The organism is Acinetobacter sp. YH12045 (assembly GCF_013419925.1).
Taxonomy (GTDB): domain Bacteria; phylum Pseudomonadota; class Gammaproteobacteria; order Pseudomonadales; family Moraxellaceae; genus Acinetobacter; species Acinetobacter amyesii.
The window spans coordinates 21149-34211 of sequence record NZ_VOZE01000020.1 but is presented as its reverse complement, the minus strand read 5'-3'; the positions used below and the strand labels follow the sequence as shown (position 1 = coordinate 34211).

At 42.3% G+C, this 13063-nt stretch carries 9 protein-coding genes and 2 pseudogenes; 5 read left to right on the top strand and 6 right to left on the bottom strand.

What is annotated here, in order from left to right:
• Window positions 1–107: pseudogene (locus FTU02_RS15480) on the top strand (IS5/IS1182 family transposase); the annotation flags it as partial.
• A 117-nt stretch (window positions 108–224) separates the two neighbouring features.
• Here FTU02_RS15480 and FTU02_RS15475 read toward each other — a convergent pair.
• The 3 genes from FTU02_RS15475 to FTU02_RS15465 form a co-directional block, all read right to left on the bottom strand.
• Window positions 225–2630, bottom strand: coding sequence for a glucose/quinate/shikimate family membrane-bound PQQ-dependent dehydrogenase (locus FTU02_RS15475; protein ID WP_180157913.1), 2406 nt, complete (start codon window positions 2628–2630; stop codon window positions 225–227).
• Between the two features lie 170 nt (window positions 2631–2800).
• Complete coding sequence (locus tag FTU02_RS15470) at window positions 2801–4003, bottom strand: carbohydrate porin (RefSeq protein ID WP_257232795.1); 1203 nt, start codon at window positions 4001–4003, stop codon at window positions 2801–2803.
• Between the two features lie 216 nt (window positions 4004–4219).
• The gene (locus tag FTU02_RS15465; protein ID WP_180157909.1) at window positions 4220–5341 is read right to left on the bottom strand and encodes a CaiB/BaiF CoA-transferase family protein; all 1122 of its coding nucleotides are present in this window, start codon (window positions 5339–5341) and stop codon (window positions 4220–4222) included.
• 210 nt (window positions 5342–5551) lie between these two features.
• Here FTU02_RS15465 and FTU02_RS15460 point away from each other — a divergent pair, with 210 nt between their 5' ends.
• Entirely contained in the window at window positions 5552–6562 is a 1011-nt protein-coding gene (locus tag FTU02_RS15460; RefSeq protein ID WP_078190094.1) for an AraC family transcriptional regulator, read from the top strand.
• Between the two features lie 50 nt (window positions 6563–6612).
• On the opposite strand, the gene FTU02_RS15455 is transcribed toward FTU02_RS15460, so the two are convergent.
• Window positions 6613–6882, bottom strand: coding sequence for a hypothetical protein (locus FTU02_RS15455; protein ID WP_180085453.1), 270 nt, complete (start codon window positions 6880–6882; stop codon window positions 6613–6615).
• 206 nt (window positions 6883–7088) lie between these two features.
• Between FTU02_RS15455 and FTU02_RS15450 the strand changes: the two genes are divergently transcribed.
• From FTU02_RS15450 to FTU02_RS15440, 3 genes are all read left to right on the top strand, one after another.
• Window positions 7089–8294, top strand: coding sequence for an acetyl-CoA C-acetyltransferase (locus FTU02_RS15450; protein WP_180121290.1), 1206 nt, complete (start codon window positions 7089–7091; stop codon window positions 8292–8294).
• 307 nt (window positions 8295–8601) lie between these two features.
• Window positions 8602–10734 carry a 3-hydroxyacyl-CoA dehydrogenase NAD-binding domain-containing protein gene (locus tag FTU02_RS15445; protein ID WP_180157907.1) on the top strand — a complete coding sequence of 711 codons (2133 nt, stop codon included), beginning with the start codon at window positions 8602–8604 and terminating at the stop codon, window positions 10732–10734.
• Between the two features lie 184 nt (window positions 10735–10918).
• Complete coding sequence (locus FTU02_RS15440) at window positions 10919–11257, top strand: hypothetical protein (protein WP_078194261.1); 339 nt, start codon at window positions 10919–10921, stop codon at window positions 11255–11257.
• Between the two features lie 78 nt (window positions 11258–11335).
• Here FTU02_RS15440 and FTU02_RS15435 read toward each other — a convergent pair whose 3' ends face one another.
• On the bottom strand, window positions 11336–11761 hold the full coding sequence (locus tag FTU02_RS15435) for a GNAT family N-acetyltransferase (RefSeq protein ID WP_257232794.1): 426 nt from the start codon (window positions 11759–11761) through the stop codon (window positions 11336–11338).
• An 11-nt stretch (window positions 11762–11772) separates the two neighbouring features.
• Window positions 11773–12991 (bottom strand): annotated as a pseudogene (locus FTU02_RS15430) (SAM-dependent methyltransferase).
• Between the last annotated feature and the right edge of the window lie 72 nt (window positions 12992–13063).

Genomic DNA, 13063 nt, shown 5'->3' with positions numbered 1-13063 from the left:
AAACTTTCAAAATCCTTGCCGAGCGATATCGTAATCGAGGAAAAAGACTGGGCTTAAGATTCAATTTAATTGCGGGAATCTATAATTTAGAGCTGAGCAAAAAATGAATTATGAAAGAAGTCTATTGAATTATTTCTCCATTACTTAGCATAAATTTACATAAAGAATTTAAGCCAATAAAAAGCCCGATAAATCGGGCTTTTTATTTAGCGATGTAAAATCACTTATTTTTTATCTGGTAAAGCATACGCAACAAGGTAATCACCAAGTTTTGTACCAAATGAACCATGACCACCAGCCATGATCACAACATATTGTTTACCATTTGCTTCATAAGTCATTGGAGTCGCTTGACCACCTGCTGGTAGACGACCTTCCCACAAAGTATCACCATTCGTTACATTGATTGCACGGATATAGTTATCTTGTGTTGCGCCTACAAACATGACATTACCAGCAGTCGAGATTGATCCACCAAGACCCGGTACACCAATTTTCACAGCAGGTAATTGGAACAATTTCGGTAAACTGTCACGAATTGTACCAATACGTTTTTTCCAGACCACTTCATGTGTATTTAAATCTACACCCGCAGTAAAGCCCCATGAAGGTTGTTTACAAGGTAAGCCAAGTGGTGACAAGAATGCTTTGATTTCCACCCCATAAGGTACGCCATACATCGGTTGCACGCCTTGTTCAGTACCCGCACCTTTCGCAGTTTGCTCACGGTTTGGATCTGTAGGAATCAACTTAGTGACAAATGGCAAGCCAATTGGGTTCATCACAGCAACTTGACGGTCTTGGTTCACCGACATACCACCCCATTCGAATACCCCAAGGTTACCAGGGAATACCAATGTGCCATTTTCAGATGGTGGTGTATAAATACCGTCGTAGTTTAATGATTTGAAATACACACGACACATCAACTGGTCAAACATAGTGGCACCCCACATTTGTTTATCAGTCAATTTATCTTTTGGTGCTAAATCAAAATCAGAGAACGGTTGAGTTGCAGAATAATGCTCACCTTTAGTTTGTGGACCACGTTTTACAGTTTGTGGAACTGCTTTTTCGGTGATTGGCACAATCGCTTTACCGGTACGACGGTCAAGGACGAATGCATTACCTGTTTTGGTTAAGACATAGATCGCAGGAACAATATTACCTGATTTATCTTTGATATCTGCCAATGAAGGTTGTGATGGTACATCCATATCCCACAAATCATGATGTGTGGTTTGGAAATTCCAAATTAATTTACCTGTTGATGCATCTAATGCCAACATTGAGTTTGCATAGCGTTCATCTAATGGCGTACGGTGACCACCAAAAATGTCTGGTGTGCCTACACCTGTTGGCACATAAACGATGTCAAGTTTTTCGTCATATGCTAAAGGTGCCCATGCATTCGGTGAGGCTACAGAGTATTTTTGACCTTCGCCTGGCATGGCATTCGGGTCTTGTGCACCCGTATCAAAGATCCATAATAATTCACCAGTATTAACATCATAACCACGGATGACACCAGATGGCTCTTTAGTCGAGAAGTTATCAGTTGTTGAACCGCCAATCACAATGGTTGTGCCAGTAACCACTGGAGGTGAAGTTGGGATATAACCGCCCGGATACGGATAAGGCATATCTTTTTGTAGATCGACTTCGCCGTTATGACCAAAATCACTACATGCTTTACCTGTGTCAGCATTGACTGCAACCAATCGACCATCATTTACAGGCAAGATCACTTTGCGCGGACATTCAGTTGAAGTCGAGCGTTTGTTCTCTAAGCTTTTTGCAAACTGAGTGGTATTTGCTGCGTCAAAATAAGACACACCACGACATGTTAAATGTTGATAGGTATTGTCCGCTTTAAGTTTAGGATCGAATGCCCATTTTTGTTTACCTGTCGCAGGATCAAGTGCAATTAAACGTTGGTGAGTTGTACACATAAACATGTCATTGCCGACTTTAATCGGAGTGACTTGGTTTGTGGTTTCACCTGAGTCATTTTCTGTTGGTAACTCACCTGTACGGAAAGTCCATGCTACTTCTAAATCTTTAACGTTGTCGCTATTGATTTGGGTGAGTGGAGAATAACGTACACCACCTTGTGTGCGACCATAGGCAGGCCAATCTTCAGGAGCAATACCCTCAATCGCTTTGGCTGTTTGAGGTTGTGCATTTTTAATCTCACCGTGAATTTCTTGCGGATCATTAAAAATTGAATAGATCATCACGATAATCGCAATCACCAGTGTGCCTGATAATGTAATTTTCGCAGTTTTGCCATTTTCCATACCGCGTGTCACGGCAGGAATCAGTAACCAAAGGCCCAATAAGCCTAAAATATCAAAACGCGGTGCAAGTGCCCAAAAGTCAGAACCTGCCTCCCAAAGTCCCCAAATCACTGTACCCAGCATCAACGCTGCATAAATGTATAAAGAACTGTTTTGAATTTTTCTTAAGTATATTGCTGAAGCCAGCATTAACAGGCCGGCGATTATGTAGTACCAAGAACCGCCAAGGACTGCCAGCCAGATACCACCAATCAATAGAACTAAGGCGAAAATTGCCATCACAACGACGGTAAATGTTCGCATCCCAGTTCTAGTAGATGGGTTGCTCATGTTGACCACCTCTATTGTCGAATGTTGTATTTGGTGCGTGAAACACATTCAACGCACCACCGTTTTTATGTCGCAAAGAGAAGTTGTTACAAAAACAATTCAAGGGGAAATATCGTAATTTTTCTCAGAATTACCGAATTGCTTTTATAAGAACTCTAATCGGACATCAATTAAAATGCTGTTTGAAATTTGATACCGCCGACCCACGCATTCTCACCATTTTTGTAAGCACCGACGTGACGGATATATTGAATATTTGGGCGAATAGTCAGCCAGTTTGCCGCATGAATACCGTAGTAAATTTCGGCATCGTATTCTTCACTACGACCATCATTGAGGTCATCATTGATGCTAATACGGGCAAGACCTACTGCGATTTCATCTTTGGGACGCGCATCGAATGCGCCTTTGTAGACCAAGCCAATATTTTGCATATCACTTACATTATTGGTTTTAGTATCGTGCACGGTGGCATTGATAAACCCAGTTAAGCCACGTGAGGCATCGTCTTTGTGTGCTGTCAGTTGTTGTTTCGCCACAATCCAACCGCCTTGATGGTGATCTTTTTCATTTACTGGGCTATCAATGACATCGGCATCAGCGGTACTGTAGTAGTAACCTGCACGGTATTCACCCGGAAGCTTTTGTGTCCCCACTTTTGGAGTCCACACCACTTCAGCAGGAATAATCGCACCTTTAGAACCATCGGTACTCAAGTTCCACCCTTTACCACGTTTTAGATTTTCAGGGTTGTATTCATAAACCCCGACTTGTGCGTAGAGTTCAGGCTGAATGTTATATTTCACGCGAGCAGCCCATTGGCTGACTGGCCAGTTGTACCATTGGTCACCGACCCAGTTACCCACTTGTGAGCCACAAAGTGCTAAGTTTTGAAAGTCACAGTCAAAGCTGTTGAAATCTTCACCTTCACCGAAACGACCGACTTTAATATCTAATTTTTGGTCTAAGAATTTTTTCTTGATCCAAAAATCAGTCAAACGCCAAGTTTGACCACGACCCCACACTTCTTGTGTTGCACTTAAATGACCATTTAATGCATCTGAAGTTTGAGACAATGAACGACCATTACGTTCAGTGATATTGATTTGCGCTTCGGTATCTTTCCAACCCGCAATTTTTTCTAAATCGAGATGTGCCCCGATCGCGAATTGGTCCGCATATTCAGTGCCATGACTTGAAGCATGCTTTGCATCTAACAAAGTAGCTAATTCGCCACCATAACTAAAACTAAAATCGTAACCTTTCTGTTGAAGCGCTGTTCGTTGACCGTTCCAATCACCGAACATCCATGGGCTTTCAGAACTGAAAGCATCTGCAGTAGTTGCCGCTTGGGTTGCTGAACCCGCAAGCATTATTCCGAGGCTAAGATATAAAGATCCAAGTTTACTCACAGCTATTTTCATTTGGAGACCTATATACCAATTGTGTTAATAGTTCATATAATACTCTCACATTTGTATAATTTATTTATTTTTTTGTTAACAACTCTCAATATTTACATAGATTTTTATCTAATTAAGAGATTTTAAAGGTTTTATTGTTTAACTTATCACCTTTTTTTATACCTTTCATAACCAATTATCCGCACCTAAAGTTTTACCCACATGGGTATAAATCAATGCTGATCTAGAAAATTTAATTGGGCATGCCAGTTGAGTTTGTGTCATTGTGTCGCCTTCTTGTAGCGGAACTTCAACACACCAATGCCGCTCTTGGGCCAATTGTGAATTTAGAGCTTCATCCAAACTTAAAACTGGCTCCACACAGACATCTTGAGAGGCAAAAATCTTTTTCCACTCAGCCCATGTTTTGGTTAGTATTTTTCGGGCAATTGCATGCTTAATTTCAGTCTGGTCTTGCGGATCAAATGACATGCCTTGCGTTGCTAAAGCGGGTAAATCTAGAATTTGCGCCAATCCATTTAAAAACTGTGGCTCCAAACCACCTATAGACAGATAGCGACCATCTTGGGTTCGATAATAGTCATAGAAACTTCCGCCATTCAGATATGCAGTTTCTGCGGCGGTTACCGCATTGGCAGCCAATACGCCAGCTGCAGCCATATTGTTCAATGCGACGGCACAATCGGTCATGGAAATATCAATATATTGTCCTAAACCGCTACGGTAACGCTCAATCACCGCAGCTAAGATGCCAGTAATTGCATGCATTGATCCGCCTGCTACATCAGCGATTTGAATCCCCATCGGTGGCGGGCCACTATCTTGGCGTCCGCTATGACCTGAAATGCCCGATAAAGCCAAGTAATTGATGTCATGCCCTGCTCGGTCTTTGTAATGTCCGGTTTGACCATAACCCGTAATCGAGCAATAAATAAGTCGCGAATTAATTTCGGCCAAAACTGCATAATCCAAACCCAAGCGTTGCATGACACCTGGACGAAATTGTTCTACCACAATATCAAAATCTGAAATTTTGGCTTTGATCAATTCAATACTTTTCGGATCTTTTAAATCTAATGCGATGGATTGTTTATTGCGATTTAAATAACTATGCGCTGTGGCTTGCCCATTGGCATAAGGTGGCATCAAACGAACCAGATCAGGACGCGTCGGTGACTCAATATGCACAACTTCCGCACCCATGTCAGCCAAATACAAGGTCGCAAATGGCCCTGGGAGTAATGTCGAAAAGTCGAGTACTTTCAATCCTTTTAAAGCTGCTTCCATGGATATTTTTCTCTAATTGTGTAGATTTTTTATCCATGGTAGAAATATAAAATGATTAAAACAATGTCATGTTCAGCCATTTACCTTGATAGTTTCGGCAATTTACCATGTAAAAATGGCAAAACCGCTGTTGTAAATTGCCATGATTTCTTTTTTTAGCGTCATTTAGGTCAAACATTTGTGAACATTAAAGAGACTGAAGGATTAAACATGAGTCGTGATACGATCAGTATCCATTTCGTCAACGCAGCCTTAACTGGTGTGAAACGTCTCGGCATGGATGTCGAAACTTTATTGTCTCATGTTGGCATTGAGGCTGAACTTCTACGCCAACCCAAAGCCCGTATTTCACCTGAACAATACACACGTTTTATTAAAATGTTGTGGATGGTGACTCAAGACGAACATGTCGGTTTTGATATTCAACCGCGCCGCTTGGGTACTTTTGCCATTATGTGCCAATTGATTATTCATGCAAAAACACTCGGTGATGCACTTGAATTGTCTTCGCAGTTCTACAAACTGTTTGGTGATGAATGGTCGGTAACACTAGAACGTGATAAACACGAAGCACGTTTAGTTCCACAAATTCCAAAATCTATGGACCCAGACCATTTCATTACAGAAAGTATGCTGATGATTTGGCATGGTCTCGCTTCTTGGTTGATTGAACGTCGTCTGCCTTTAGAACGCGTACACTTCGGTTATGAACGTCCTGAACATGCTGACGAATATGATGCCTTGTTTTTTGCACCTGTCATGCAGTTTGATACACCACGAACTGAAATTACATTTGCAGCGGATTATTTAGATTTACCTATTCGTCAAAACGAAGAAACGCTTGAAGAATTCTTAAAAGCGGCTCCTGCACAGTTATTGGTTAAATTTAAAAATACCAATTCATTAACATCTCGTATCCGTGATGTGCTGAAGAGTCAAATTGGCGAAGAAATGCCAACCTTGAACGATGTTGCTTCAATGCTGTATCTATCGCCGCAAACACTACGTCGTCGTTTAGCCGCTGAAGGTAAGAGCTACCAAGGTGTAAAAGATGCTTTACGTCGTGATGCTGCAATTCACTTATTGCTTAATCCAGACTTAACGCTTGAAGATGTTGCACAGCAAGTCGGTTTTAGTGAAACCAGTACTTTCCACCGTGCATTTAAAAAGTGGACCGGTGTAACACCAGGCCTATATCGCCAATTACATGGTTATCACTAAGCAATATTCAAAAATAGCATTCTCTAAAACCTGATCTCGATCAGGTTTTTTTATTTCGGAAAATCTGCACGTTGTTTTTGACAAAGCAATGGATCGACGGGCGTGATCACGCGTTTGCCATCCTGTATCCGATACATTTCTGCCTTGGTCACATGATCATTTCGATCATACTCACAGGCTAAACCGCCCGTCCCCTCATCTGAGGGATGAATGCCATAGATCATATAAACATAAAAACCGATCATGCATACAAAACCTAAGCAGCCTACTAGTACTAGCCAAGCCAGACCTTTCAACACTCGCTTCACATTTTTATGCATAAGCAGATCTTCAATTTGAACTAAATCGATAGCAACTGATCTTAGCCGATCCTCGCTTTCAATATGCAGGTTGATTTTTATCTTATTCAGCAGCAAGCGTTGACCAAAAATATCAAACGACTCACCCGTTCTCATCATTGCACTGGGTTGATTAATCCGTACACTCAAAAAACCAATAAAAATTTATAGATCATAAGGACAGGATTATGAGCGAGGCTTACATCATTGATGCCATTCGCACACCGCGCGGCAAAGGAAAAAAAGACGGTTCACTACATGCCGTTAAACCGATTAGCCTACTGATCGGTTTATTGAACGAATTACAAAACCGACATCAATTTGACACCGCTGCAGTAGACGACATTGTATTGGGCTGCGTGACCCCCATTGGTGACCAAGGTGCGGACATTGCCAAAACCGCAGCGATTGCGGCCGGATGGGATAATGATGTGGCAGGCGTTCAAATCAACCGTTTTTGTGCATCAGGTTTAGAAGCAGTGAATATGGCCGCGCAAAAGGTCCGCTCTGGTTGGGAAGACCTTGTGGTGGCTGGCGGTGTAGAGTCGATGTCTCGTGTGCCGATGGGCTCAGATGGCGGTCCTTGGGCGCTTGACCCTGAAACCAATATGGCCTGTGATTTTATTCCACAAGGCATTGGGGCAGATTTAATTGCCACCATTGACGGTTACAGCCGAGCAGATGTGGATGCCTTTGCAGCCAACTCTCAGCAAAAAGCCGCAGCAGCTCAAGCCAATGGTTATTTTGACCAATCTGTCGTTCCGGTTAAAGACAAAGCAGGCGTGACCGTTTTAGCCAAAGATGAATTTATTAAACCAACGACCACAGCAGAAGGCTTAGGCAAGCTCAACCCAAGTTTTGCCATGATGGGGCAAATGGGCTTTGATGCCATCGCCTTGCAAAAATATCCTGAAGTCGGCGCAGTCAACCATGTACACCATGCAGGGAACTCATCGGGCATCGTTGATGGTGCTGCCGTAGTATTGCTTGCCTCTGAAAAAGCGATCAAAGAACAAGGCCTAAAACCGCGTGCCAAAGTGCTTGCCACTGCATTGGTGGGTGCAGACCCAACCATTATGCTGACTGGCCCTGCACCTGCTGCACGTAAAGCCTTAGCCAAAGCTGGCCTAACAATTGATGATATTGACCTATTTGAAGTGAACGAAGCTTTTGCAGCTGTGGTGATGCGTTTTATCACCGAACTCAAGGTTGATCCTACCAAAGTCAATGTGAATGGCGGTGCAATTGCATTAGGACATCCGCTGGGTGCAACAGGCGCCATGATTTTAGGCACCCTGATGGATGAACTAGAACGCCAAGGTAAAAAACGCGGTTTAGCAACCTTGTGTGTGGGCGGTGGTATGGGCATCGCAACGATTATTGAGCTAGTTTAATTAACCGAACCGTACAAAGCATTTGATACTTGGTATGTGTCATCCACAACCTGACCAAAAATTGAAAATAATGTTTCTGCGAACTTTTAGAAAAAAGACATTAGTTGACAGGTTTTGTGGATGACAAATGGTTTTGCCTACTTTTGCCGAAACAAAAGTAGGTCGAACCTGAATGAAGCTAAAGCACGGCTTTAGCTGAAATGAAAAAAACAGTAATAAACAAATTTGGAAAGACTCCGTAGTGACGATGAATAATTTAAATCTCAAAAATCACTAGCAAAGTCATAAAAATATTTGGATAAAATTTATGAGCGCAATTCAATTTGAAAAAAATGCCGACAATATCGTCATTTTAACTTTAGATTCTCCAAACCAATCTGCCAACACCATGAATGCAGACTTCCGCACCGCACTGGCTGAAACAGTAGACAAACTGCAAGCTGACGATAATATTGCAGGGATTATTTTCCGTTCCGCAAAAAAAACCTTCTTTGCAGGCGGTGATTTAGACGAACTGATTCAAGCTACACCTGAGCATGCAACTGAATTCTTCAATATGATTGAAGAGATGAAAGCCAAACTGCGTTATATTGAAACGCGCGGCATTCCTGTTGTCGCAGCTTTAAATGGCACAGCGCTTGGCGGCGGCTGGGAGTTAGCTCTCGGCTGTCATTATCGTATTGCGCTGAATGATGCTAAGGCGAAATTTGGCTTACCTGAAGTGACCTTAGGCCTACTGCCGGGCGGTGGTGGCATCGTACGTATGGTGCGTTTATTGGGTCTGCAAAATGCATTTCCACTCTTAATGGAAGGCAAACAAATTGGTGTCGAAAAAGCCAAATCATTGGGGCTGATTCAAGACACCGCAGAAAACCTTGAAGAATTGATGGACAAAGCCATTGCTTGGGTCAAAGCCAATCCAAAATCACAACAGCCCTATGATGTAAAAGGCCATAAAATTCCGGGCGGGACGCCATCCACACCTGCGGTGGCGCAAATGCTTGCCATTGCACCAGCCATTTTACGTGACAAAACCAAGGGCTGTTACCCTGCACCTGAAGCCATTATGGCCGCAGCAGTTGAAGGCGCTCAAGTGGATGTCGATACGGCACTCACCATTGAATCACGTTACTTTACCTACCTTGCAACCGGTCAAATTTCTAAAAATATGATCAGCACCTTCTGGCATGGTCTCAACGCCATCAAGTCAGGTGCAAGCCGTCCAAAAGACGTTGCGAAATGGCAAGCCACCAAAGTCGGCATTTTGGGCGCAGGCATGATGGGTGCAGGCATAGCTTATGCCACAGCATCAAAAGGCATTGCAGTTGTACTTAAAGATATCTCTGTAGAAGCTGCTGAAAAAGGCAAAGCCTATAGCCAAAAACTGCTGGATAAAAAAGTAACTCAAGGCCGTTTAAGTGCAGAAAAACGTGATCAAGTCTTAGGACTGATTCATGCCACTGCAGATGCTGCCGACTTACAAGGCTGTGACTTGATCATTGAAGCTGTGTTTGAAAATGTCGAGTTGAAAGCCAAAGTGACACAAGAAGCAGAAGCCTATTTGGCAAATAGCGGTATTTTTGCGTCAAACACTTCAACCTTGCCAATTTCAGGCTTGGCCAATGCATCTCAAGATCAAGCAAAATTTATCGGTCTGCATTTCTTTAGCCCTGTCGACAAAATGCAATTGGTGGAAATTATTAAAGGTAAAAACACATCAGCTGAAACCTTAGCCAAAGCCTATGACTATGTGCAGCAAATTGGTAAAACGCCAATTGTAGTCAATGACAGCCGCGGTTTCTTTACCAGCCGTGTCTTCGGCACCTTTGTGCAAGAAGGTTTACGTCTGCTGTCTGAAGGCGTACACCCTGCCCGCATTGAAATGGCTGCACTAAAAGCCGGCATGCCTGTAGGCCCATTGGCGATTCAAGATGAAGTGTCTTTAACGCTGTCTGAGCATGTTGCGGCCGAGACACGTAAAGCCTTGCAAGCCGAAGGCAATGACCTACCACGTTCAGGTGCGGATGAGGTGATTCAGACGATGATTCATGAGTTCGGACGTAAAGGTAAAGCTGCCGGCGCAGGTTTTTATGAATACCCTGAAGGCGGTAAAAAGCATCTCTGGGATGGCTTGAGCAAATGGCAGAAAGATAATGCTATTTCTGAACAGGAAATGATTGACCGCTTCCTGTTTGTACAGTCACTCGATACGCTGCGCTGCCTAGAAGAAGGCGTACTTGAATCAACAGTAGATGGTAATGTCGGATCAATCTTCGGGATTGGTTTTGCCCCTTGGACAGGTGGTGCACTTCAATTTTTAAACCAATATGGTTTGGAAAAAGCGCTATTACGTGCCAATACACTAGAAGCAAAATATGGCGAACGCTTCAAAGCACCGCAATTGCTGAAAGACAAAGTGGCGAAAGCTGAGCAGATTTAATTATTCATTTTGAGCATGCAAATTTTGCTGTTCAATCACATCAAAAGGAGCTTCGGCTCCTTTTTATTTTCCTTGTCAGTCGCGTGTTTGCAAACAAGCCTAGAATTTACGCGAACTCTCATCAGTTTTATGTTATAAAGTAACAAGTTTTTTGATTTCTTTTTATCCGATTGAGTAGCTTGTTATGACTGATCATACTTCTCCTGAAAAATCACCGTGGGGCTGGAAAGCACTGATTATCTTCTGTATTTTAGGTGCGCTATTCATGGGTATTTTCTGGCTTGCTGTGACCAATGAACCAGACTATATGCCGAGCCAACAGAAAAAAGACAATACTCAACAGCATGCATTTAAAAATGCCCCTGTGATGTCAGAAGAAGCGTTGAAAAAGGCGCAAGCTGATCAAGCAGCTCGTGAAGCTTCTGCGCCGACTGCAGCAGATATGCAGATGACTGAAGAACAACATGCACATATGGATGACATGAGCCCTGAACCTACTGCATCGAATGATCATGGTCACTAAGCTTTGACCTCATCTATATAAAAAAAACGCTTAAAATATTAAGCGTTTTTTTATTTATAGATGTCCAATTTTACGTATTTAAGCCAAAGCCATGTACATATCTTGATGCGGAATACCACAATCTAAATATTCATCACCTTCAACAACAAAACCTAAAGCTGCATAAAACGGTATAGCATGCACTTGTGAAGATAGTTTTAAATATTCACGTTGCTCTAATTTCGCTTGTTTGATAATGGCTTGCATCAAGATTTTACCAATCCCCTGACCGCGATAGGCCTTTAAAACAGCAACACGACCTATACTGTTATTTTTCAACAAACGAGCAGTTGCAACGGCTTTCATTCCATCATGAACAATAAAATGCAATGAAATCGCATCTTCTGCATCCCATTCATCTTCGGGCGATATCTGCTGTTCTAAAATAAAGACCTGTTCTCGTATCGGTCGAGCTGCAGATACCAGTTGCTCCCACGGACCAAATTGAATATTTAACTGCTGCATCCCGTCATCCTTTAGCATTTACAGCCAATATCTTGCTGGTCCCATTGATCATTCAACAATAATTCTAACGATTTGAATGCCATACATGTCTTTTAAAGCTTGAATCTGTACCAATACCGCTTGATCAGGTTCGACATAGTCTGCACGTTTGGTTGCCAAGATCATTTTATTTTTACTGGTATGCTCAAGTGCCACAAATTCGAAAACTTTGGTTTCATAACCATATGCTTTCAATAAAAGTGCACGAATCGTGTCGGTGAGCATTTCTGCTTGCTGACCTGCATGAATACCAAATTGCAACATCGGTGCAAGTACTTGTGGCGCTTTTAATTGCGGACGCAGTTCTTTATGACAACACGGCGCACACATGATCATTTGCGCATTTAATCGAATGCCGGTATGTATCGCAAAATCCGTCGCCACATCACAGGCGTGCAGCGCAATCATGACATCTAAGCGCTCAGGCGCATAGGTACGAACATCGCCTTGGAAAAAATCAAGTTGGCTGAAATTCGACTGTTGTGCAACGCTTTGGCAAAATTCCACCATTTTCGGATTCAGCTCAACCCCTGTCACTTTAGGCACTTGCTGGTGTTTTGCTAAATAATCATATAATGCAAAAGTCAGATAGCCTTTACCTGAACCAAAATCTACAACATGCAGAGATTGATCGGTTTCTTTGATCTGGCTTAAAGCACCTGAAAAAATTTCTACAAATTTATTAATTTGTTTCCATTTACGTGCCATGCTCGGAATAATTTGTGCTTTTGCATCCGTAATACCGAGTGGCTGTAAGAAATAACTGTTTTGATCGACATAGCGGTGTTTCGCTCGATCATGTCCTTGCTGCTCCGTAGGATTTTTCCCTAAGGTTGGCTGCTTTTTGCTGATGCTTAGCATGGCTTTCTTTTTATTTTTCTTAAGCTGAATTTCTTCATCCAAGGTCATCAGGTTGGCTTGCTTACAACAACTCAATAAACTTTCGACTTGTTGATATGCAGATGCGATTGGATAATTTTTGGTGATATCTTGAGTTTTGTAACGATATAAACAGCTGAGAAATGACTCACCTTGCAGCGAAATGACTCGTAAGGTCATTTTTTCTAATTGGTCTAATTCACCTTTATACTGACTCAAAATCATGCGATCAAAACGCTGTGTTTCAATGGCTTGCTGAAAGGCTGCTAAAAATTGCTGCTCTTGCGTAGAGGGAGAAGCCAAAGATGACATAATATAAACCTAGATAAATTTGCAAAACAATTTTAAATCTTCTTACACCAAAAGCAAAATTGAATTACTATA

Excerpts from the sequence above, each read along its gene's own strand:
- FTU02_RS15475 (WP_180157913.1), bottom strand. The coding sequence starts at position 2,630 with ATGAGCAACCCATCTACTAGAACTGGGATGCGAACATTTACCGTCGTT.
- FTU02_RS15470 (WP_257232795.1), bottom strand. The coding sequence starts at position 4,003 with ATGCTTGCGGGTTCAGCAACCCAAGCGGCAACTACTGCAGATGCTTTC.
- FTU02_RS15465 (WP_180157909.1), bottom strand. The coding sequence starts at position 5,341 with ATGGAAGCAGCTTTAAAAGGATTGAAAGTACTCGACTTTTCGACATTA.
- FTU02_RS15460 (WP_078190094.1), top strand. The coding sequence starts at position 5,552 with ATGAGTCGTGATACGATCAGTATCCATTTCGTCAACGCAGCCTTAACT.
- FTU02_RS15455 (WP_180085453.1), bottom strand. The coding sequence starts at position 6,882 with ATGCATAAAAATGTGAAGCGAGTGTTGAAAGGTCTGGCTTGGCTAGTA.
- FTU02_RS15450 (WP_180121290.1), top strand. The coding sequence starts at position 7,089 with ATGAGCGAGGCTTACATCATTGATGCCATTCGCACACCGCGCGGCAAA.
- FTU02_RS15445 (WP_180157907.1), top strand. The coding sequence starts at position 8,602 with ATGAGCGCAATTCAATTTGAAAAAAATGCCGACAATATCGTCATTTTA.
- FTU02_RS15440 (WP_078194261.1), top strand. The coding sequence starts at position 10,919 with ATGACTGATCATACTTCTCCTGAAAAATCACCGTGGGGCTGGAAAGCA.
- FTU02_RS15435 (WP_257232794.1), bottom strand. The coding sequence starts at position 11,761 with ATGCAGCAGTTAAATATTCAATTTGGTCCGTGGGAGCAACTGGTATCT.